Origin of the sequence: Aeromonas sp. PrichA-15, assembly GCF_017939245.1 — a bacterium.
GTDB lineage: Bacteria > Pseudomonadota > Gammaproteobacteria > Enterobacterales > Aeromonadaceae > Aeromonas > Aeromonas caviae.
Genome location: NZ_JAGKRH010000051.1, coordinates 21,242 through 41,851 on the forward strand (window position 1 = coordinate 21,242; position 20,610 = coordinate 41,851).

The 20,610-nt window shown below is 62.8% G+C and carries 20 protein-coding genes; 12 read left to right on the forward strand and 8 right to left on the reverse strand.

The annotated features are described in order from the left end of the window. Positions 1 to 13 precede the first annotated feature (13 nt). Together J9889_RS08720 and J9889_RS08725 are read right to left on the reverse strand one after the other, a co-directional pair. Complete coding sequence (locus tag J9889_RS08720; RefSeq protein WP_210556403.1) at positions 14 to 1,510, reverse strand: aldehyde dehydrogenase; 1,497 nt, start codon at positions 1,508 to 1,510, stop codon at positions 14 to 16. Between the two features lie 245 nt (positions 1,511 to 1,755). After that, the gene (locus J9889_RS08725) at positions 1,756 to 2,298 is read right to left on the reverse strand and encodes a cupin domain-containing protein (RefSeq protein ID WP_041212150.1); all 543 of its coding nucleotides are present in this window, start codon (positions 2,296 to 2,298) and stop codon (positions 1,756 to 1,758) included. A gap of 171 nt (positions 2,299 to 2,469) precedes the next feature. Here J9889_RS08725 and J9889_RS08730 point away from each other — a divergent pair, with 171 nt between their 5' ends. The 6 genes from J9889_RS08730 (at position 2,470) to J9889_RS08755 (ending at position 8,958) form a co-directional block, all read left to right on the forward strand. Further along, positions 2,470 to 3,798, forward strand: a complete 1,329-nt coding sequence (locus tag J9889_RS08730; RefSeq protein ID WP_210556405.1) for an aspartate aminotransferase family protein — start codon at positions 2,470 to 2,472, stop codon at positions 3,796 to 3,798. A gap of 98 nt (positions 3,799 to 3,896) precedes the next feature. After that, positions 3,897 to 5,393, forward strand: coding sequence for a CoA-acylating methylmalonate-semialdehyde dehydrogenase (locus tag J9889_RS08735; RefSeq protein WP_039039524.1), 1,497 nt, complete (start codon positions 3,897 to 3,899; stop codon positions 5,391 to 5,393). Between the two features lie 83 nt (positions 5,394 to 5,476). Beyond that, complete coding sequence (locus J9889_RS08740) at positions 5,477 to 6,205, forward strand: glutamine amidotransferase (protein WP_042882239.1); 729 nt, start codon at positions 5,477 to 5,479, stop codon at positions 6,203 to 6,205. A 153-nt stretch (positions 6,206 to 6,358) separates the two neighbouring features. Beyond that, complete coding sequence (locus J9889_RS08745; RefSeq protein WP_029313477.1) at positions 6,359 to 7,330, forward strand: LysR substrate-binding domain-containing protein; 972 nt, start codon at positions 6,359 to 6,361, stop codon at positions 7,328 to 7,330. Between the two features lie 60 nt (positions 7,331 to 7,390). Then, positions 7,391 to 8,221, forward strand: a complete 831-nt coding sequence (locus J9889_RS08750) for a PfkB family carbohydrate kinase (RefSeq protein ID WP_210556407.1) — start codon at positions 7,391 to 7,393, stop codon at positions 8,219 to 8,221. Between the two features lie 284 nt (positions 8,222 to 8,505). Continuing rightward, positions 8,506 to 8,958 carry an Rrf2 family transcriptional regulator gene (locus J9889_RS08755; protein WP_010672499.1) on the forward strand — a complete coding sequence of 151 codons (453 nt, stop codon included), beginning with the start codon at positions 8,506 to 8,508 and terminating at the stop codon, positions 8,956 to 8,958. Between the two features lie 52 nt (positions 8,959 to 9,010). Here the strand turns inward: J9889_RS08755 and J9889_RS08760 are convergent, their stop codons facing one another. After that, positions 9,011 to 9,523, reverse strand: a complete 513-nt coding sequence (locus J9889_RS08760) for a ferredoxin-type protein NapF (RefSeq protein ID WP_210556409.1) — start codon at positions 9,521 to 9,523, stop codon at positions 9,011 to 9,013. A 137-nt stretch (positions 9,524 to 9,660) separates the two neighbouring features. Here J9889_RS08760 and J9889_RS08765 point away from each other — a divergent pair, with 137 nt between their 5' ends. Next, positions 9,661 to 9,876 carry a hypothetical protein gene (locus J9889_RS08765; RefSeq protein WP_010672501.1) on the forward strand — a complete coding sequence of 72 codons (216 nt, stop codon included), beginning with the start codon at positions 9,661 to 9,663 and terminating at the stop codon, positions 9,874 to 9,876. Further along, on the forward strand, positions 9,873 to 11,204 hold the full coding sequence (gene rmuC / locus J9889_RS08770) for a DNA recombination protein RmuC (RefSeq protein ID WP_049636719.1): 1,332 nt from the start codon (positions 9,873 to 9,875) through the stop codon (positions 11,202 to 11,204). The genes J9889_RS08765 and rmuC overlap by 4 nt, the downstream gene beginning before the upstream one ends. Before the next feature lie 82 nt (positions 11,205 to 11,286). On the opposite strand, the gene J9889_RS08775 is transcribed toward rmuC, so the two are convergent. The 5 genes from J9889_RS08775 to def form a co-directional block, all read right to left on the reverse strand. After that, on the reverse strand, positions 11,287 to 12,729 hold the full coding sequence (locus tag J9889_RS08775; protein ID WP_010672503.1) for a TrkH family potassium uptake protein: 1,443 nt from the start codon (positions 12,727 to 12,729) through the stop codon (positions 11,287 to 11,289). Positions 12,730 to 12,822: 93 nt separating this feature from the next. After that, positions 12,823 to 14,199: a Trk system potassium transporter TrkA gene (gene trkA, locus J9889_RS08780; protein ID WP_010672504.1), complete on the reverse strand. Its 1,377-nt coding sequence runs from the start codon at positions 14,197 to 14,199 to the stop codon at positions 12,823 to 12,825. A gap of 74 nt (positions 14,200 to 14,273) precedes the next feature. Further along, positions 14,274 to 15,566, reverse strand: coding sequence for a 16S rRNA (cytosine(967)-C(5))-methyltransferase RsmB (gene rsmB / locus J9889_RS08785; protein WP_104452042.1), 1,293 nt, complete (start codon positions 15,564 to 15,566; stop codon positions 14,274 to 14,276). Between the two features lie 60 nt (positions 15,567 to 15,626). Then, complete coding sequence (gene fmt / locus J9889_RS08790; RefSeq protein ID WP_042015233.1) at positions 15,627 to 16,571, reverse strand: methionyl-tRNA formyltransferase; 945 nt, start codon at positions 16,569 to 16,571, stop codon at positions 15,627 to 15,629. Between the two features lie 12 nt (positions 16,572 to 16,583). Then, on the reverse strand, positions 16,584 to 17,096 hold the full coding sequence (gene def / locus J9889_RS08795) for a peptide deformylase (protein ID WP_010672507.1): 513 nt from the start codon (positions 17,094 to 17,096) through the stop codon (positions 16,584 to 16,586). Between the two features lie 108 nt (positions 17,097 to 17,204). Here def and J9889_RS08800 point away from each other — a divergent pair, with 108 nt between their 5' ends. From J9889_RS08800 to J9889_RS08815, 4 genes are read left to right on the forward strand one after another with little or no spacing between them, the layout of a single operon-like run. Next, the gene (locus J9889_RS08800; RefSeq protein ID WP_210556411.1) at positions 17,205 to 18,293 is read left to right on the forward strand and encodes a LysM peptidoglycan-binding domain-containing protein; all 1,089 of its coding nucleotides are present in this window, start codon (positions 17,205 to 17,207) and stop codon (positions 18,291 to 18,293) included. 1 nt (position 18,294) lies between these two features. Beyond that, on the forward strand, positions 18,295 to 19,410 hold the full coding sequence (dprA, locus tag J9889_RS08805; protein ID WP_069652934.1) for a DNA-processing protein DprA: 1,116 nt from the start codon (positions 18,295 to 18,297) through the stop codon (positions 19,408 to 19,410). Then, the gene (locus tag J9889_RS08810; RefSeq protein ID WP_010672510.1) at positions 19,403 to 19,876 is read left to right on the forward strand and encodes a DUF494 family protein; all 474 of its coding nucleotides are present in this window, start codon (positions 19,403 to 19,405) and stop codon (positions 19,874 to 19,876) included. Before dprA ends, J9889_RS08810 begins: the two co-directional genes overlap by 8 nt. A gap of 55 nt (positions 19,877 to 19,931) precedes the next feature. Beyond that, positions 19,932 to 20,489, forward strand: a complete 558-nt coding sequence (locus J9889_RS08815) for a topoisomerase DNA-binding C4 zinc finger domain-containing protein (protein WP_042015238.1) — start codon at positions 19,932 to 19,934, stop codon at positions 20,487 to 20,489. Positions 20,490 to 20,610: the final 121 nt, after the last annotated feature.

A 20,610-nucleotide genomic window follows, 5' to 3' on the forward strand; every position in this document is an offset into this window, starting at 1 on the left:
GTCATTTATGACGTTATTCGAGCTGGATCCAGGTGCTTTTCAGCTCGGTGTACTTCTCCAGGGCGTGCAGGGACTTGTCGCGCCCGTTGCCGGACTGCTTGAAACCGCCAAACGGCATGGTCATGTCGCCGCCATCCCAGTTGTTGACGAAGACGGTGCCGGCGCGCAGGGCGCGCGACCCTTTCACCGCCTGGTTGAGATCCGCCGTCCAGATGGCGGCCGCCAGGCCGTAGTCGGTGTCGTTGCCCAGCGCAATGGCCTCTTCCAGGGTGTCGAAGCCGGTCACCGCCAGCACGGGGCCGAATATCTCCTCGCGGAAGATGCGCATCGTCGGGGTCACGTCGTCAAAGATGGTGGGTTCGATGTAGTAGCCGCCCTCCTCGGGCTGGGTGCGCTTGCCTCCCAGCAGCAGCTTGGCGCCCTCCTGCTGGCCGATGGCGATGTAGTTGAGCACCTGCTCCATCTGGATGTGGTCCACCATGGCACCGATGCGGGTGGTGGGGTCGAGCGGGTTGGCCGAGATCCATTCGCGGGCGTGGGCCAGCAGCCGCTCCATGAACTGGGGCTTGATGCTGTTTTGCACCAGCAGGCGGGAGGCGGCGGTACACACCTCGCCCTGGTTGTAGAAGATGGCGCCGACGGCGCTTCTGGCGGCGGCATCCAGATCCGGTGCATCCGCCAGCACGATGTTGGGGCTCTTGCCGCCGCACTCCATAAAAGCGCGCTTGAGGTTGGACTTGCCGGAGCACTGCACCAGATGCTTGCCGATCTTGGTGGAGCCGGTGAAGGTGATGCAGTCGACGTCCATGTGCATGGCCAGCGCCTCGCCCACGGTGTGACCAAAGCCCGGCAGCACGTTGAACACGCCGTCGGGGATGCCCGCCTCCTTCGCCAGACCCGCGATGCGCAGGGCGGTGAGGGGGGATTTCTCGGAGGGTTTGAGGATCACCGAGTTGCCGGTGGCGAGCGCCGGGCCCAGCTTCCAGCAGGCCATCACCAGGGGGAAGTTCCAGGGCACGATGGCAGCCACGACACCGAGGGGCTCGCGGGTCACCAGGGCCAGGGCGGACTCTTCCACCGGGGCGACCTGATCGTAGATCTTGTCTATCGCCTCGGCGTTCCAGGCGATGCAGTTCGCGGCGGCGGGGGCGTCATACCCCATGGCGTCGCCGATGGGCTTGCCCATATCCAGCGACTCCAGCAGTGCCAGCTCCACCAGGTTCAGGCGCATCAGTTCGGCGAAGCGCTGCATGATGAGCTTGCGCTGCTTGGGAGAGAGGCCGCACCAGCGCTTGTCGTCGAAGGCGACACGGGCCGCCTTGACCGCCAGCTCGGCATCGGCGGCGTCGCAGGAGGCGACCCTGGTCAGCAGTTGGCCGTTGGCCGGATTGATGCAATCGAAGGTGGCGCCGTTGACGGCATCCCGGTAGGTGCCGTCGATAAAGGCTTGCGAGGGCAGGGTCAGATGGGCGGCCTTGTGTTGCCACTGGGCCAGGGTCAGGTCACTCATGTTCACTCCTTGAACCGGCAGAAAGTCAGTCTCCGCGTATCAATATGCTAAACATCCTGCCGCTTGTAAATCCATCTTGTAACAATTCATTAAACACTGACCCCGAACAACCCGGGCCAACGGCGAGGCAAACCGGGCGCCCTGGCTTGTGGTGTCGGGGGCCGTGCGGCGTGGCGGGAGCCCGTGTCGCTGGCCTGATCCCCGGGCAGGGGGGAGCCCGGCGGGCTGTTCCGGGAGAAGGCCCGTCAGAAGCTGGCGGGCGTGTTGGCCGAGATCAGCACGCACTCCTGATCCCCCACGTTGCGAAAACGGTGGGGAGTGCGGCTGTCGAAGTAGTAGCCATCCCCCGGTGCCAGCAGGTGAACCTGCTCGCCTACCGTGACTTCCACCTGACCCCGGATGACGATGCCGCACTCTTCCCCTTCGTGACTCAGCATGTCATCACCGGTGTCGGCGCCCGGGGGCAGTATCTCCTGCATCATGCCGATGGCGCGGTTGGCGCGGCTGTGACCCACCAGACGGTAGCTGATGGGGTGGGTGCCGAGATCCGGCATGTCGTCCGCACGGAAGATCACCTCGGAATCCATCTCCGTCTCGTCGGTGAAGAAGCTGGCCAATGACATGGGGATGCCTTCCAGCACCTTGCGCAGGGAGGCCACCGAGGGGCTCACCTGATTTTTCTCGATCTGGGAGATAAAGCCGTTGGTCACACCGGAGCGTTTTGCCAGCTCGCGCTGGGAGAGGGCCGCCTTGGTGCGAACCGTTTTGAGGCGGTGACCGATATCCATCGATAGACACTCCTTGACTGTTTACTATTATTAAAATTGTGTTAAATATCTTATACCACCCCTGAGGGGTGACACCAAGCCGGGCGATAAAAGCCCTTTTTTATGGATTCAGGTGTTTAATTTAATAGGCATGAGCCGGGTGTTACTAAACGCCTTAAGGATGAGGTGACCATGAAACCTGTCAGCGACATCAATACCCCCGACATGTCCGCATTCTGGATGCCGTTCACCGCCAACCAGCAATTCAAGGCGGCGCCGCGCATCCTGAAGTCGGCAGAGGGGATGTATTATCACTCAGAGGATGGCCGCAAGATACTGGATGGCACTGCCGGACTCTGGTGTTGCAACGCAGGCCATGGTCGGCGCGAGATCGCCGAGGCGGTCTCCCAGCAGATCTCCCACCTCGATTTTGCCCCCACCTTCCAGATGGGCCACCCCCTGCCGTTCGAGCTGGCCAACCGGCTGGTGGAGATCGCCCCCAAGGGATTCGGTCACGTCTTCTATACCAACTCCGGATCGGAGTCCGTGGACACCGCGCTCAAGATTGCGCTGGCCTGGCAGCGGGCTCGCGGCCAGGGGACCCGTACCCGGCTCATCGGCCGCGAGCGCGGCTACCACGGGGTGGGTTTTGGCGGCATCTCGGTGGGGGGCATTCCCGGCAACCGCAAGTGGTTCGGCTCCCTGCTGACCGGGGTGGATCATCTGCCCCACACCCTCGACATCGCCAGGAATGCCTTCACCAAGGGGCTGCCGGAGGAGGATCTCCGCCTGGCCGACGAGCTGGAGAAGATCGTCTTCCTGCACGACGCCAGCAACATCGCGGCGGTCATCGTCGAGCCCATCGCCGGCAGCACCGGGGTCATCATGCCCCCCAAGGGCTATCTCAAGCGGCTGCGGGAGATCTGTACCAAACACGGCATCCTGCTGATTTTTGACGAGGTGATCACCGGTTTCGGCCGCCTCGGTTCCCCCTTCGCCGCCCAAGAGTTCGACGTCATCCCCGACATGATCACCTGCGCCAAGGGGCTCACCAACGGCGCCATCCCCATGGGGGCCGTGCTGGTGCAGAACCATATCTATGACGACATGATGGCGGCGGGCAAGGGGGCCATCGAGCTGTTCCACGGCTACACCTACTCCGGCCACCCGGTGGCGGCGGCGGCGGGTCTGGCGACCCTCGAGATCTACCGTAACGAAAATCTGCTGACCCGGGCGGCCGATCTGGCGGGCTACTGGGAGGAGGCGGCCCATTCCCTCAAGGGCTGCAAGCACGTGAAAGACGTGCGCAACTACGGCCTGGTGGCGGGCATCGAACTCGAATCCATGCCGGATGCACCGGGCAAGCGGGCCTACGAGGTGTTCGTGCGCTGTTTCGAGAAGGGGGCGCTTATCCGGGTGACCGGCGACATCATCGCCCTGTCGCCTCCCCTCATCATCGAGCGCAGCCAGATCGACGATCTCTTCACCCTGCTGCAGGACGCCCTGCAGGCCCAGGACTGACCCCCACATCACACAGGATGGCGCTCGTCCCGGGCGTCATCCCCCTGTGCTGCCCCGGCGCGGCGAGGGGAGGACGGATGACCCATCACGGAGGATTTATGAGTTACAGGATCGACAACTTCATTGACGGCGAGACGACCGAGAGTCGCAGCGAGCGTTTCGGTGCCATCTTCAATCCGGCCACCGGCCAGCAGCAGGGCTCCGTCGTTCTCAGCACGGCCGATGAGTGTGCCGAGGCGATTGCCTGCGCCGAACGCGCCTTTGGGGAGTGGTCCCAGACCCCGCCGCTGGTGCGGGCCCGGGTGCTGTTTCGCTTCAAGGAGCTGATGGAGCAGCACAGGGATGAGCTGGCCCAGCTCATCAGCCGCGAGCACGGCAAGGTCTTCTCCGACGCCCAGGGGGAGCTGACTCGGGGGCTGGAGGTGGTGGAGTTTGCCTGCGGCATTCCCCACCTGCTCAAGGGGGAGCACTCCCTCAACGTGGGCCGCGGGGTGGACAGTCACTCCATGATGCAGCCGGTGGGGGTCTGCGCCGGCATCACCCCGTTCAACTTCCCAGCCATGGTGCCGCTCTGGATGTTCCCGGTGGCCCTGGCCTGCGGCAACACCTTCATCCTCAAGCCCTCGGAGAAGGATCCGTCCCTCTCCCTGCGCATGGCCGAACTGCTCAAGCAGGCGGGCCTGCCGGACGGGGTGCTCAACGTGGTCAACGGCGACAAGGAGGTGGTGGACGTGCTGCTGACCGACCCGAGGGTCGGTGCCGTGTCGTTTGTCGGCTCCACCCCCATCGCCCAGTACATCTATGCCACCGCCTCGGCCCACGGCAAGCGTGTGCAGGCCCTGGGCGGCGCCAAGAACCACATGGTGGTCATGCCGGATGCCAATCTGGATCAGGCGGTTTCCGCCCTGATGGGGGCCGCCTATGGCGCGGCGGGCGAGCGTTGCATGGCGATCTCGGTGGCCGTGGTGGTGGGTGACGAGACCGCCGATGCCCTGGTGGCGAAGCTCTCGCCCTTGGTGGCGGCCCTGCGGGTCGGCCCCGGCCTCGGCCAGAGTCCGGAGAACGAGATGGGGCCCCTCATCAGCCGGGAACACCTGGCCAAGGTGCGCGGCTACGTGGATCAGGGGGTGGCCGAGGGGGCCGAGCTGGTGGTGGATGGCCGGGGCCTGAGCCATGGCGAGGGCTACTTCATCGGGGGCAGCCTGTTCGATCGGGTCGGCCCCGAGATGCGCATCTACCGGGAGGAGATCTTCGGCCCCGTGCTCGCCATCGTGCGGGCCCCGGACTACGAGACGGCCCTGCGCCTCATCAACGAACACGAGTACGGCAACGGCACCGCCATCTTCACCGGTGACGGAGATACCGCAAGGGACTTCACCACGCGGGTTCAGGTCGGTATGGTAGGGGTGAACGTTCCCATTCCGGTGCCCATGGCGTTTCACAGCTTCGGTGGCTGGAAACGGTCCATCTTCGGGCCGCTCAACATGCACGGGCCGGATGGGGTGCGCTTCTACACCCGGATGAAGACGGTGACCGCCCGCTGGCCCCAGAGCCTGCGCGCCGGCGCCGAGTTCTCCATGCCGACCATGAAGTGAGCCACCGGCTCGCTGCCATGGCTTTAATCTCTTGCCCCCGCAGGCCGCCGGTTTGCGGGGGCGCTTCTGTCAAGGAGTAACAGATGCGACTGGGTATTCTCGATTGTGACCGGCTGGACCCCGATTTGGTGGGGGATTTTGGTCCCGTTTACTCCGAGATGTTTATCAAGGGTTTCCGGGCGTTGGCCCCCGAGCTGGAATTTCGGGTCTGGTCCGCCCTCGACGGCGATCTGCCCCCGGATCTGACCGAATGCGATGCCTGGCTCATTACCGGCTCGCGTCACGATGCCTACAGTGACATCCCCTGGATCCTGGCGCTGCGCGACTGGATCCGCCGGGCCCACGATGCCAACGTCAAGCTGGCCGGGGTCTGCTTCGGCCATCAGGTGATCGCCCAGGCGCTGGGAGGGGAGGTGATGAAGTCCACCAAGGGGTGGGGGCTGGGGGTGTCGGTCCATGCCATGCAGACGACAAAACCCTGGATGGCGCCGGGTCTGGACACCATCCGCATCCTGGCAAGCCACCAGGATCAGGTGGAGCAGCTTCCGCCGGGGGCGACCCTGCTTGCGGGCAACGACTTCTGCCCCAACTTCATGTTCCTGCAGGGGGATCACATCGTCGCCATCCAGGGGCACCCGGAATTCTCGGTGGCGTACAACCGGGCCCTGATCGAGCGGCGACGGGACAGGCTGCCCGATGCACATTACCAGAGCAGTCTCTCTTCCCTGGAAGGGGAGGTGGATTCCGCCACCATGATGCAGTGGCTGCTGCAGTTCCTCGGCATCCTGCCGATCGGGGCCGACGTGCGCTGAACCCCGTTTGTCATATCCACCGCGCTGATGCTAGATTTTGTAGCAAAATGAAGGATCAAGCGGCGATATGCCCAGTCCGGATGATACACTGGCCGCCATTTTTGGCGGCCTGGTCCATCGACGAGCGCCGCGTCAGTCTGTGAGGGGGCAACCTTGAAACTACAGCAGTTGAAGTATCTGATCGCGGTGCGGGACCACAATCTCAACGTCTCCGTTGCCTCCGATGCGCTCTATACCAGCCAGCCTGGGGTGAGCAAGCAGATCGGCTTGCTGGAGAGCGAGCTGGGGGTGCGCATCTTCGAGCGCCGCGGCAAGCACCTGCACCGGATCACCCCGGTGGGGGAGGAGATCATCAAGTGTGCCGAGGCCATGCTCAATATCGAGAGCAAGATCAAGGCCATCTCCCGGGAGTACCTGGATCCGACCGTGGGCACCCTCAACATCCACACCACCCACACCATCGCCCGCTACCTGCTGCCGAAAAGCGTCACCTACTTCACCAAAAAGTACCCCAAGATCTCGTTCCACCTGCATCCTGTGATGTCCGCCACCAAGGAGCAGATCAGCAAGGGATACTCGGATTTTTCCATCGTGGCCCACGAGATAGGCTTCGACAAGGAGCTGATCGCACTGCCCGCCTACCTCTGGACCCTCTCCCTGGTGGTGCCCCAGGAGCACCCCCTGGCCAAGGTGAAGAAGCCGACCCTGGAGCAGCTCTGCCAGTATCCCATCCTGAGCTACGAGAGCGGCGCCACCGGGCGTCAGGTGCAGGACAAGGTGTTCCAGGCGGCCGGCCTCACTCCCAACTACTACATGACGGTGATGGATGCCGGCGTCATCAAGCGCTACGTGGAGCTGGGCTTTGGCATCGGCATCATCTCCTCCCTGGTTGCCAACGATAGCGATGCCCCCGGCCTCGTGGCCATCAATCTGGAGCACCTGTTCGAGCCTTGCCCGGCCCAGATCTGCTTCAGCAAGAGCATCCTCTTGCAGAACTACATGTATGACTTCATCAGCTCCTTCTCCCCCCATCTCACCAAGGAGATGATCCAGAACGTGATGCAGCAGCCGACCCAGGCACGTATCGACGAGCTGCTGTCAGGGGTGGAGCTGCCCGTCTACTGATCCCGCTTCCGTTTCTGTGCCGGCACCCCGGGGTGCCGGCCTCCTCCCGCCGAGGTTTCCATGTCCCGCATCCTGCTGCTCGCCAATCTCAACTGTGATCATGTGCTCTCCCTGGCCGAACCCCTGGTGGCGGGAGCGCGGCTGCAATACGTGGATCAGGGGCGCAGGCTCGGCGGCGGCGCCGCCAATACCGGCATCGGATTGGTGTGGGCGGGGCACGAGGTGATCATTGCCTCCCGGGTCGGGCTGGACGACACTGGTGACTGGCTGCTGGATCAGGCGGCCTCATACGGCCTGGATTGCAGCCATGTGGAACGCTTTGGCGGCGAGACCGGCGAGCTGCTGGTGCTGGTGGACGCCACCGGTGAGCGCACCATCCTCAGGCGCCCACGTCGCCCGGATCTGCCCGGCGACCTGCCGACCGAAGGGGTGGACTGCCTCTATGTGAACTATCCGGGCACCGCCATCGTGGGCTACATGCGCCAGATGCTCGCCAAGAGTTTCGTGGTGGCCCAGTATCCCAAGGGGGGGCAGGCCCGCCGCCCTTGCCACGTGCTGGTGGCCTCCCGCTCCGATCTCGGCGAGGTGAGCGACCCCTGGCAGCATGCCCGCCAGCTCGCGGGGGATCAGCTCGAATGGCTGGTGCTGACCGAGGGCAAGGCGGGCGCCGTGGCCATTCACGGGGAGGAGCAGGTCAGGGTGGCGGCGCGACCGGTCTCCGTGGTGGATACCACGGGGGCGGGGGATGCCTTCGCGGGCGGCCTCATCCACGGTCTTGCGCGGGGCATGGCCATGGCCGATGCGTTGCAGTGCGCCGTGGACTGGGGCGCCTTCGCGGTGGCTTCCGAGAGCTCCATCCCCTCCCAGGCGCTGCGCAACTGGCTGAAATAGCCCCACTGAACTCGCCGGACAACGGCTCCGGCGATGGCAGAGGAGGTGGGGATTTGTCGACGGAAACCGCCAAAACCCCTCGCCGAGGCGGCAAGTTTGCGATCAATCAAAGAAAGTGTCGATTTATGTACATCTTCGTCGACACCCGCCCGGGCTGCTCTTACCCTTGTGACTTCACGACTCGGTCGAAGAAGCCCATCCCGTGCACACGCATGTGCAGACCCCCTCTTTGGCCACCGGCTGTCGTCCTGATTTCTGGCTTGTAGTAAGAGGCAAGTGCGACCATGCAACTGACACGATTTACCGACTACGCCCTGCGTACCCTGACCTTCCTGGCCATCCAGCCCGGTGATCGCCTGTCGACCATCACGGAAGTGGCCGACACCTTCGCCATCTCCCGCAATCACGTGGTCAAGATAGTGCATCAGCTCGGCATCAAGGGTTACATCGAGACGGTGCGTGGCAAGCATGGGGGCATCCGCCTCGGCCGTGCCGCCGTCTCCATCAACCTGCGCGATGTGGTGATGGACATGGAGCACGTGCTCTGCCCGGTGGACTGCAAGCGCGAAAACTGCCGTCTCTCCGGGGGCTGCCGCATCCAGGGCATTCTACGCCGCGCCATGCACGCCTTCCTGGAGGTGCTGGGGGAGTACACTTTGGCGGATGCGGTGCGGGATCCCACTCGTCTGTGCCACCTTCTCGGTATAGAGCAGGATAATATTCTGACCATGGCATGATGCCACGGTGAATGACAGAGGGGCCTGCGGGCCCCTCTGTCATTGCCGGCGGTCAGAGCTGGGGCACAAGGGTGATGGCTCCGTGCAGACAGGCGAGGCCGCAGGCGCCGCAGCCATCGCAGGCGGCCATGTTGACGGTTACTCCCTCGCTGCCGACCTTGATCGCCTGCTGGGGGCAGGCATCTTCACACAGCAGGCAGTAGTAGCCCTGACGGGCCTGGCAGCTCGCCTCTATCCTGACCCGGGTCTGCACCTGGCGGCCGAGGCAGAGATCCAGTGCGCCCGTGGGGCAGGCTCTGGCGCAGCTGCCGCAATAGCTGCACTGGCCACAGGCGAGATCCAGCACTGGGGTACCGGCGATGGGGCTGCCGTCATATTCGGGGCGATCGACGGGCTTGATGAGGCCGTTGGGACACGCCTTGAAGCAGTCGCCACAACGGGTGCAGAGGGTGAGGAACTGGGACTCGTCGATGGCCCAGGGCGGGCGTGCCTCATGGCAGACCACCTCGGGTCTGCGGGGGCTCCCCCATGCGTGTGCCAGCCAGCGACAGAAAAAATGCGTCATGCCCACCTCTGTACCTATTAGGGGTTAATTTTATCCAGTTTTGGGCCGGCAAGCCAGAGAATAGCGGCGGGCAGGATCGCAAGCCGGGTTGCCCTTGTGTAAGCTAGGCGGGTCTTTTTGCGGGATTGAATGAACTCATGTGGCTATTTCTGTGGCGTGCTTCTCTGCTCTATGTCTTCCCCTTGCTGATGTGGGCCTACTGCCATCTCAAGGGTATCGAGTTCAGTGAACTGGATACCGGGGTCAACAGCCACAAGTGGGTGGTGCTGGCGGCCTATCTGCTCTATGTGCTGATCTGGTTGCTGCTCAACCGCTATCTCGAACTCTTCCTGCGCCAGCGGGGGCGCCGATGACCCCGCTGCTGACCTGGTGGCCTGCCATGCTGGCTGGCGGGCTGGCGCTGCTGTTCGGCTGGTGGTGGGGGCGACGCAGCGGCCGTGAAGAGGCGCTGCTGCTGGAGGAGCGTCATCAGGGGTTGCAGGATCGCTGGGACGCGCTGCAGGACGAGAAGATGCTGGCTCAGCAGAAGCTGGATCAGCAGCAGACCCTGCTGCTCAAGCTCACCGCCCGTCTCAAGGAAGCCGAGGCGACCCTGCGCAGCGAGCGCATCGCCAGCGCCGAGAAGCTGCAACTGCAACAAGAGGCTGAACAGCGCCTCAGCCAGCAGTTCGAGAACCTCGCCAATCGTATTTTTGAACAAAATGCCGGCAACTTCCGCGAACTGAATCAGAACAGCATGGATCTCCTGCTGACTCCACTCAAGGAGCAGTTGGAGGGCTTTCGCCGCCAGGTGGGAGAGACCCACGCCCAGGAGACGGCCCAGCGCCACAACCTCAAGTTCGAGCTGGAGCGCCTTGCCGAGCTCAACGCCCGCATGACCGAAGAGGCAGCGGCGCTGACCCGGGCCCTCAAGGGCGACAGCAAGCAGCAGGGCAACTGGGGGGAGGTGGTGCTGGCGCGGATCCTCTCCGAGTGCGGCCTGCGCGAGGGGCATGAGTACCACACCCAGGTCAACATCGAGGTGGACAAGGGCAAGCGCTACCAGCCCGACGTCATCGTCCACCTGCCCCAGGAGAAGGACATCATCATCGACGCCAAGGTGTCGTTGACCGCCTATGAGCGCTGGTACAACGCCGCTGACGATCTGGAGAAGGCGGTGGCGCTCAAGGAGCACGTCGCCTCGGTGCGCAACCATATCCGCGAGCTGGGCCGCAAGGATTACCAGCAGTTGCCCGGGGTGCGCACCCTGGACTATGTGCTGATGTTCGTGGCGGTGGAGCCTGCCTTCCTCGCTGCCCTGGAAGCAGACCCTTCCCTGGTGCGCTACGGGCTGGAACACAACATCCTGCTGGTGAGCCCTACCAACCTGATGGTGGCGCTGCGCACCATAGAGAACCTGTGGCGCTACGAGCGGCAGAACCAGAACTCGCGCCAGATAGCGGAGCGGGCCGGCCGCCTCTACGAGAAGCTGCGGCTGTTCGTGGAGGAGATGCAGCAGATGGGGGGCAGCCTGCACAAGGCGCAGGAGAGCTACGACAAGGCGATGGGCCGGCTGGTCAACGGTCGTGGCAACCTGATCGCCCAGGCCGAGCGCTTTCGCGAGCTGGGGGTCGAGGTGACCAAGCCCTTGCCGGACGCGCTGGTGGACCGGGCGCTGGAGCGGGAGGAGTCGGCGGACTGAGGGGAGTCGTCATTCGCCGGGACAACGAAAAGGGCAGCCATTGGCTGCCCTTTTCGTTTCATGCAACAGCCTGGACGGCTGCTTATTGCTTCCAGAAGGAGGGGAAGAAGAGCACCGCCACCGTCAGGATCTCGAGGCGTCCCAGCAGCATGCCGAACGACAGTATCCATTTGGCCGCATCCGGCAGGCTGGCGAAGTTGGTGCTGGGACCGATGACAGGCCCCATGCCCGGGCCCACGTTGGCCACGGCGGTGATGGAGCCCGAGATGGCGGTCAGGGGGTCCAGCCCGATGGCGGCGAGCAGGGCGGCGATGAGCAGGATGATGGCGAAGTAGACCAGCACGAAGGAGATCAGGGAGCGGATGATGGCGTCGTTGACCGGACGGCCGTTGTACTTCTGGGGAAACACGGCGGAGGGGTGCATCAGCTGGCGCATCTGTTTCTTGAACAGGGCGAAGGCCACCTGGACCCGGAAGATCTTGAGCCCGCCCGAGGTGGAGCCGGAGCAGGCGCCGAGTGCCAGCAGGATGATGAAGATAATGGTGGTGAGCGGGCCCCAGGTGCCGAAGTCGCCGAGTCCGAAACCCGTGGTGGTGAGCACGGAGACGATATTGAAGCTGCTGATGCGCAAGGCATCCATGAAGCCGTAGATGTCTCTCACCCAGAGATAGAAGGTGACGACCAGGGTCACCCAGACGATCAGCCAGAAGAAGCCCTGCACCTGGGCATCCTTGAACAGGCTGTTGTCACGGCGGGAGAGAGCCTGCACATAGAGCAGGAAGGGCAGACCGCCGAGGAACATGAAGAGGGTGCCTATCCAGTGCGCCGCGTGGGAGAAGTGGGACATGGATTGATCGGAGGTGGAGTAGCCGCCGGTGCTGAGGGTCGTCATGGCGTGGTTGACCGCTTCGAACAGGTTCATGCCACTCACCCAGTAGGCGAGGAAGCAGAGCATGGAGAGTACCAGATAGACCAGCACTATGTTGTTGGCCACCGTTTTGGCGCGGGGGGCGCTCTTGTCGGACCAATCCGAGCTCTCGGTCTGGAACAGCTTCATGCCTCCGACGTTGAGGTAGGGCAGCACCGCCACCGCCATCACGATGAAGCCGACCCCGCCCAGCCACTGCAGGATGGATCGCCACAGCAGGATGCTGTGGGCCATGCCGTCGAGCCCCGACAGCACGGTGGATCCCGTGGTGGTGACCCCCGACATGGTCTCGAAGTAGGCGTCGGCAAAGTCGATATGGGTGATGAAGACGAAGGGCAGGGCCCCGAAGACGCAGGCGACCACCCAGACCGAGGTGGTGAGCAGGAACATCTCCCGCACGCCGAGGTGAAACTCTGCCTTGCGACCGTAATGGAGGCAGAGCAGGGCGGCACCATGGGTGATCAAGACCGACTTGAGAAATTCGACGAAACCTTCCGAACCGGTCAGCAGGGCCAGCAGGGTGGGCAGCCACATGAAGAGCGCCAGCTTGGAGAGCACCAGCCCGAGCGTGAAGACGATGGGATGCAGCTTGATCATGCAAGAAAACCTGGTCGTTGATTGAAAAAAGACCCGGACCTTTCCTGAGAAAAGGGGCCGGGTCCGGATACCGTTGCCAGAGACATGGCCGGCTTACAGGAAGAAGGGACTGGGCTGGAACAGACGCTCCACTTCCGGGATGTACTTCTTGTCCACCAGGAACATCACCACGTGGTCATCCTGCTGTATCTGGGTGCGATCGTGGGCGATCAGCACCTCATCACCCCGCACCACTGCGCCTATGGTGGTGCCCGGGGGCAGCTTGAGCTCGCCCACTGTCTTGCCCACCACCTTGGAGGTGTTCTCGTCCCCGTGGGCGATCGCCTCGATGGCTTCGGCCGCCCCGCGGCGCAGGCTGTAGACGTTGGCGATGTCGGCACGGCGCACATGGGTCAGCAGGGCCGAGATGGTGGCCTGCTGGGGGGAGATGGCGATGTCGATGGAGCCGCCCTGTACCAGGTCCACGTAGGCGCCGCGCTGGATCAGCACCATGGTCTTCTTGGCCCCCATCTTCTTGGCGAGCAGGGCCGACATGATGTTGGCCTCATCCTCGTTGGTCACCGCGATGAAGACGTCGATCTGGTCGATGTGCTCCTCCGCCAGCAGCTCCTGATCCGCCGCATCGCCGCAGAAGACGATGGTGTGTTCCAGGTGTTCTGAGAGCTGCTCCGCCCGCTTCTGGTTGCGCTCGATGAGCTTGACGCTGTAGCGCTTCTCTAGCTGGCGGGCAAGGCCGGCGCCGATGTTGCCGCCGCCGACGATCATGATGCGCCGGTAGGGGCTCTCGAGGCGTTGCAGCTCCGACATCACGGCGCGGATATGGCCCGCCGCGGCCACGAAGAACACCTCGTCATCGGCTTCGATGATGGTGGTGCCCTGGGGGCGGATGGAGCGCCCCTGGCGGAAGATGGCGGCGACCCGGGTTTCGATGTTGGGCATGTGTTCCCGCAGGGTGGAGAGCGCATTGCCCACCAGGGGGCCGCCGTAATAGGCCTTGACCGCCACCAGGCCCACCTTGCCGTCGGCAAAATCCACCACCTGCAACGCCCCCGGATACTCGATCAGGCGACGCACGTAGTCGGTCACCAGCTGCTCGGGGGCGATCAGGTGATCCACGGGGACGGATTCGGGCAGGAACAGGCGATCCCGCTCCACCAGATAGGCGGGGGACCGAATGCGCGCCACCTTATTTGGGGTGTTGAACAGGGAGTAGGCGACCTGGCAGGCGACCATGTTGGTCTCGTCGCTGTTGGTGACGGCGACCAGCATGTCGGCATCCTGGGCGCCGGCTTCGCGCAGCACCCTGGGATGGGCGCCGTGGCCGTTCACCACCCGCAGGTCGAATTTGTCCTGCAGTTCGCGCAGGCGCTCGCTGTCGGTGTCGACGATGGTGATGTCGTTGTTCTCGCCGGCGAGGTTCTCGGCCAGGGTGCCACCCACCTGACCTGCGCCCAGAATGATGATTTTCATAAGGCCATCTTACTCAAGGTTGTTGCTTCGTAATGAGGCGGCCCGTCACCGGGCCTGCCATCCGCCGGTTTGGCCTACAGCTTGATGAGCTTGGCATAGTAGAAGCCGTCCATCTCCGCCTCGCCGGGCAGGAACTGGCGACCCGGACAGGCCGGGGTGTCTTCTGCATGCAACGGTACCAGGCGGGCATTCGGGGTATCGGCCAGGAAGGCGCGGATTTGCTCCCGGTTCTCTTCCGGCAACACGGAGCAGGTGGCGTAGAGCAGGGTGCCGCCCTGCTTCAGCTTGCCCCAGAGGGCATCGAGAATGCGGCGTTGCAGCTCGGCCAGTTCGCGGATGTCCTGATCCCGGCGCAACCACTTGATGTCGGGGTGACGACGGATGACGCCGGTGGCGGAGCAGGGGGCATCCAGCAGGATGCGGTCGAACTGCCCCTGTGGCCACCACAGATCCGGCGTGCTGGCATCACCGTGGATCACTTGGGCCTGAAGGCCGATGCGATCCAGGTTCTCCTGCACCCGCTTGAGGCGGTTGTCGTCGGCGTCGACGGCAACCACGCCGGCAAGGGCCGGCTGGCGTTCCAGCAAATGGGCGGTTTTGCCGCCGGGGGCGGCGCAGGCGTCCAGCACCCACTCGCCTGGCTGGGGATCGAGCAGGGCGGCGGCCTGCTGGGCGGCACCGTCCTGCACCGAGCAGTCACCCTGCTCGAAGCCGGGCAGCTTTGTCACGTCGCAGGGGCGCTCCAGCAGGATGCAATCTTCCCCTTCCACACCGGCCATGGCCGGGATGCCCGCCTCGCTCATGCGGGCCAGCATGGCCTCGCGGCTCTGGCGCTGGCTGTTGTTGCGGATCCACATGGGCGGGCGCTGGTTGTTGGCCTCCATGATGAACTCCCAGTCATCGGGATAGGCCTGACGCAGGCGCTTGGTGAGCCATTCGGGGTGGCCGAGGCGGACGCTGGGAACGCGGTCGATGCGCAGCAGGATCACTTCGGCGCTGCGCTGGAAGTTGCGCAGTACGCCGTTGATGAGGCCGCGCAGGGAAGAACCCTTGAGCAGCTTGACGGCGTTGACGGTCTCGGCCACGGCGGCGTGAGCCGGAATGCGGGTATAGATGAGCTGGTAGAGGCCGACCAGGATGAGGTAGTGGAAGATGCGGCTCTTGTTCTTGAGCGGCTTGTCCATCATCTCGCTGACCGCCGCATCGAGGCGGGGCAGCCAGCGCAGGGTGCCGTAGCAGAGTTCTTGCAGGAGGGCGCGATCGCGCGGCGCGACCTTCTCCTGGGCAGCAGGCAGAACGGCGGAGAGAGATTGACCCTGATCCAGCACCTGTTGAATGACGAGAGCAGCCTGTGCGCGTGTTTTCATAGCGTTACCTTAGATGCACAAGTCGGGGCCAGGGCCCCGCTTGTGTCAATTCAATCCAGATCAAATCAGTTGCGTGCCAGGTTCAAACCAGTCGCGGCGAGAGTTGAGCAAATCCGAAACGGACATGGCCTTCTTGCCGGGAGGTTGCAGGGTGAGCAGGCGCAGCACGCCCTGACCGGTGGCAACCTCGATCCCCTGCTTGTCGGCCTTGAGCAGGGTGCCGGCTGCCTGGCCGTGATCCTGTGCGACGACCTCGGCCTGCCACACCTTGACGGTCTGTCCGGCGACGTCGAACCAGCTGATGGGCCAGGGGTTGAAGGCTCGGATGCAGCGTTCGATGGCAACGGCGTCCATCGACCAGTCGATGCGGGCCTCTTCCTTGGAGAGCTTCTCGGCGTAGTTGGCCAGCGCATCGTCCTGGGGCTCGGCAGCGGTGTCGCCGGCAGCCATGGCGTCCAGGGTATCGACCAGTGCCTGCGGGCCCAGACCGGCCAGCTTGTCATAGAGGCTGGCAGAGGTCTCATCACTGGCGATGGGGCAGGTTACCTTGCGGATCATGGCGCCGGTATCCAGCCCCACATCCATCTGCATGATGGTGACGCCGGTTTCGGCATCCCCTGCCCAGATAGAACGCTGGATGGGAGCGGCACCACGCCAGCGTGGCAGCAGGGAGCCGTGCACATTGATGCAGCCCAGACGCGGCGTATCGAGCACCGCTTTGGGGAGGATGAGGCCATAAGCCACGACGACCATCAGGTCGGCACCCAGAGCGGCCAGTTCGGCCTGCGCCGCTTCATTGCGCAGGGAGGCAGGTTGATAGACCGGCAGATCGTGGGCCAGCGCCAGCTCCTTGACCGGGCTGGCGGTGAGCTTCTGGCCGCGACCGGCGGGCTTGTCCGGCTGGGTATAAACGGCGACGACCTCGTGGCCGGAAGACAACAACGCCGCCAGATGACGGGCGGCGAAGTCGGGGGTACCGGCAAAAATCAGTTTCAGCTTGTTCAATGGAGCGGATCCTCAGAGGACTTTGCGATCTTCACGGGCCATCTTTTCCAGCTTCTGACGAATACGCTGGCGCTTGAGCGGGGACAAGTAATCCACAAACAGCTTGCCGACCAGATGATCCATCTCATGTTGTATGCAGATGGCGAGCAGATCGTCCGCTTCCAGCTCGAAGGTGTTGCCGTGGCGATCTTGCGCCCTGACCTTGACCCACTCGGCGCGCGGAACCAGAGCACGGTTGCCGGGCACGGAGAGGCAGCCCTCTTCGATGCCGGTGCTGCCGGACTGCTCCAGGATCTCCGGATTGATCAACACCAGCTGTTCTTCGCGGTTCTCGGAGACATCGATGACGATGATGCGCTGATGAATGTCGACCTGGGTCGCGGCCAGGCCGATGCCTTCCTCCGCGTACATGGTTTCGAACATATCATCTACAATGTGTTGTAACTCGGGTGTAAAGGCTTCGACAGGGGCCGCGACTGTGCGCAGACGCTCATCGGGGAAACGCAATACATCTAGAATGGCCATAATTTTTTCTTTAGTTTCATATAAACGCAGTCAATATTGACGTAATTCTAGTCATTTACGCCGACAAAAAACAGCAACACTTTGCGTGCAGAAGTAACAGGGAGTGTTATGTATCTGAAGCAAATCGTCGTCGCCTGCCTGGCGACAGCCCTGGCCGGTGGCGCCATGGCACAGCAGTTGACGCTCAAATCCGGTTACCCCGAGACTTATGTGGTGCAAAAAGGGGACACCCTCTGGGACATCTCGGGCCAGTATCTGGCCGAACCCTGGCTCTGGCCACGCCTCTGGAACATCAATCCGCAGATCGCCAATCCCCACTGGATCTATCCCGGTGACGTGCTGCACCTGAGCTGGGTCAATGGTGAGCCTCGGCTCGGCAAAGCCAGTCAGGGTGGCAAGCAGGTCATCCGTCTCTCGCCCAAGAACCGCTATGAAAACAAGGCCAATCCCATACCGACCCTGCCTCTGAGCGAGATAGCGCCCTTCCTGCAGACCGACCACATTCTGGCCAACAGCCAGCAGAGCAAGGACCTGCCCTATGTGCTCGGCAACAATGACAAGCATGTCGGGATGCTGGAGGGCGACATTCTCTATGTGAAAGGAGCCCTGAACCCGGGCCAGAGTTATGGCCTCTATCGCCCGGGGGTGGCATACAAGGACAAGCATACCGGCGAGTCGCTCGGTCAGGAGGCAATTTTTGTCGGCACGGTGCGGGCAGAGGAGTACCTTGCCCACGACACCACCAAAGTGACGCTGGCCCATAACCGGCGTGAGGTGTATCAGGGCGACAAGGTGATGCCGCTGCCGTCGCAGGAGAGCATCTCTGCCGTGTTCATGCCAAAGGCGGCACCTTCCATTTCCCCCGGCTATGTGATCGAGCTGCCGAGCAAGGTACATGGTGGGGGCAAGTTTGATGTGGTACTCATCAACAAGGGGGAGCGTGATCAGGTGGCCCCGGGCGATGTGCTCGAGATCCTGCGCCCGGGAGCCGAGATGGTGGACAAGAATGGCAAGGTGTCATACCGGGAATATTCATCCGTCTATGACAAGGCGTTCTATTCTGCCGGCAAGTCATCGCTGCCTGCCGAGGCCGTTGCCAGAGTCATGCTGTTCAAGGTCTACGACAAATTGAGTTACGGTCTTATCCTGCAGAGTCAGGATCTGGTCGGCTCTGGTTATCAGGTCAGTAATTTCTGACGTGTCCTTGCCACTGGAGCGGTTGTCGCTATGGCTGACGCTGGATGCCGTTACAGGCATAGGCCCGGTCACCGCCGCTCGCCTGTTGGCGCATGTGGGTGGTGACATCACAACTCTGTTTGACTCAGACGATGGCGCCCTGCGAGCTCTTGGTCTGCAGAGTGCCCAGATTCAGCAGATGAGATGGCCTCTTCCTGTCGTGGAGCAGGGATTGAGCTGGGCCGCCGAGCCCGGCAATCACCTCCTCTGTCCCGATGACCCCGCATATCCTGCCCTGCTCAAAGAGATCCCCGGCGCCCCGCTCTTGCTCTACTGCCGCGGGAACGTCTCATCCCTCTCCCTGCCACAGTTGGCGATGGTGGGTACCCGCCACCCCACCTATGCCGGCAAAGACAATGCGACACGTTTGTGTGCCGAGTTGGTGGGCTGTGGTCTGGCGATCACCTCCGGCCTCGCGTTGGGCATCGATGGCGTTTGCCATCAGCAGGCGCTGGCATCGGGCGGAATCACCCTGGCGGTGCTCGGGTCCGGTCTGGATTGTCTCTACCCCAAGCGTCATCAGGGGTTGGCGATGCAGATCCTCGAGCAGGAAGGTCTGCTTGTTTCCGAGTTGGCGCCCCAGCAAGGCCCCCTGGCTGAACACTTCCCTCGCCGCAACCGTATCATCAGTGGCCTGTCGCTGGGGACACTGGTGGTGGAAGCGGCAGAACAGAGTGGTTCGCTCATCACGGCCCGTTATGCGCTGGAGCAGGGCCGCGAGGTCTTTGCCGTTCCCGGCGCTCCGCAAAATGCACAGGCAGCAGGGTGCAACCGTCTGCTTCAACAGGGTGCCAAGCTGGTCTTGAATGCCGCCGATATCCTGGAAGAGTTTCCAAGGCTGGTCTTGCCCCCTGGACCCGCCAACGGTTCTTCCGAGGCGCAGCATAATAGCGAATTGCCTTATGCCGATTTGTTGGATAACGTAGATTATGAGACCACGAGCGTGGATACCGTTGCCGAACGGGCCCGGCTTCCTGTCGATATCGTACTGGGCAGGTTGGTAGAGCTGGAGCTGGTTGGTGCAGTGATGGCGGTAGCCGGTGGATACGTCAGAGCGAGGAGGGCGAATCATGTTTGATGTATTGATGTACCTTTTCGAGACCTACATCCACAGCGATGCAGATGTGATGGTCGAGCAGGATGAACTCACCGACGAACTGAGCCGGGCCGGTTTCGACAAGGACGAGATCGAGAAAGCGCTCAACTGGCTGGAGCGACTGGCCAACCTGCACGACAGCGAGCGGGAAGTCTATGTCACCGCAAGCCAGCAGGGCTCTATGCGGATCTATGCGCCGCAGGAGCTTGTTCGCCTCAGTACTGAATGTCGCGGTTTCCTGCTGTTCCTGGAGCAGGCGCAAGTGCTGAATGCCGAAACCCGTGAAATCTGCATCGAACGGTTGCTCGAGCTGGACAAGCCGGACATCGAGCTGGACGATCTGAAGTGGGTCGTCATGATGGTGCTGTTCAATGTGCCAGGCAGCGAAAACGCCTACCAGCAGATGGAAGAGCTGGTGTTTGACGAGTCGGACGGCGTCATCCACTGACAGCCCGGTGCCGCGCTGGTAGAATTCAGGCCATCTGGATTTCAAGGCGCGGCCCATGTCAAAGATCGATCACCACCTCTTCTCTGCCCACGAACATGCCTTCGAGCGCGAGCCGTGCCCGCAGTGTGGTGCTGAACTGGTGATCCGCCAGGGCAAGCACGGTCCCTTCCTTGGTTGTTCAGCCTATCCCGCTTGCGATTACATTCGCTCCCTCACGCCCTCTGGCCGCGACATAGAGAAAGTGCTCGAGGGGTCGTCCTGTCCGGATTGTGGCCATCCACTGGCCATCAAGAAGGGTCGTTACGGTCTGTTTGTGGGATGTACCCAGTACCCGGCCTGTCAGCATATCGAATCCCTTCAGGAGAGTGACGATACCCAAATCCTCTGCCCGGAGTGTGGCAAAGGTCATCTGGTGAGCCGCACGTCCCGTTATGGCAAACAGTTCTACTCGTGTGACGCCTATCCTCACTGCAAGTATGTGGTGAATGACAAGCCGGTTCCCATGCCCTGTCCCGAGTGTGGCTGGGGCATCATGATCGAGAAGAAGGTGCGGGGAAACCTGCGCTGGGTCTGCCCGCAAAAGAAATGCTCCCACCAGATTGAGCGGGTATAATCTCGCCGCCCATGATCAGGCAGGCGGATTGCTGGTCAGCGTGAGGTTGTGAGCCGATGCACATCGCCCAACTTGCCCTGATCCTGACCTGATCGCCATCTCAAGCTCCCTGCGGTTGCTC

Coding starts and splice junctions, on each gene's coding strand:
- rsmB (WP_104452042.1), bottom strand. CDS start 15,566: ATGAAAACACGCGCACAGGCTGCTCTCGTCATTCAACAGGTGCTGGAT.
- J9889_RS08810 (WP_010672510.1), top strand. CDS start 19,403: ATGTTTGATGTATTGATGTACCTTTTCGAGACCTACATCCACAGCGAT.
- J9889_RS08765 (WP_010672501.1), top strand. CDS start 9,661: ATGTGGCTATTTCTGTGGCGTGCTTCTCTGCTCTATGTCTTCCCCTTG.
- J9889_RS08725 (WP_041212150.1), bottom strand. CDS start 2,298: ATGGATATCGGTCACCGCCTCAAAACGGTTCGCACCAAGGCGGCCCTC.
- J9889_RS08815 (WP_042015238.1), top strand. CDS start 19,932: ATGTCAAAGATCGATCACCACCTCTTCTCTGCCCACGAACATGCCTTC.
- J9889_RS08750 (WP_210556407.1), top strand. CDS start 7,391: ATGTCCCGCATCCTGCTGCTCGCCAATCTCAACTGTGATCATGTGCTC.
- J9889_RS08760 (WP_210556409.1), bottom strand. CDS start 9,523: ATGACGCATTTTTTCTGTCGCTGGCTGGCACACGCATGGGGGAGCCCC.
- trkA (WP_010672504.1), bottom strand. CDS start 14,199: ATGAAAATCATCATTCTGGGCGCAGGTCAGGTGGGTGGCACCCTGGCC.
- def (WP_010672507.1), bottom strand. CDS start 17,096: ATGGCCATTCTAGATGTATTGCGTTTCCCCGATGAGCGTCTGCGCACA.
- rmuC (WP_049636719.1), top strand. CDS start 9,873: ATGACCCCGCTGCTGACCTGGTGGCCTGCCATGCTGGCTGGCGGGCTG.
- J9889_RS08720 (WP_210556403.1), bottom strand. CDS start 1,510: ATGAGTGACCTGACCCTGGCCCAGTGGCAACACAAGGCCGCCCATCTG.
- J9889_RS08775 (WP_010672503.1), bottom strand. CDS start 12,729: ATGATCAAGCTGCATCCCATCGTCTTCACGCTCGGGCTGGTGCTCTCC.
- J9889_RS08740 (WP_042882239.1), top strand. CDS start 5,477: ATGCGACTGGGTATTCTCGATTGTGACCGGCTGGACCCCGATTTGGTG.
- J9889_RS08735 (WP_039039524.1), top strand. CDS start 3,897: ATGAGTTACAGGATCGACAACTTCATTGACGGCGAGACGACCGAGAGT.
- J9889_RS08755 (WP_010672499.1), top strand. CDS start 8,506: ATGCAACTGACACGATTTACCGACTACGCCCTGCGTACCCTGACCTTC.
- J9889_RS08730 (WP_210556405.1), top strand. CDS start 2,470: ATGAAACCTGTCAGCGACATCAATACCCCCGACATGTCCGCATTCTGG.
- J9889_RS08800 (WP_210556411.1), top strand. CDS start 17,205: ATGTATCTGAAGCAAATCGTCGTCGCCTGCCTGGCGACAGCCCTGGCC.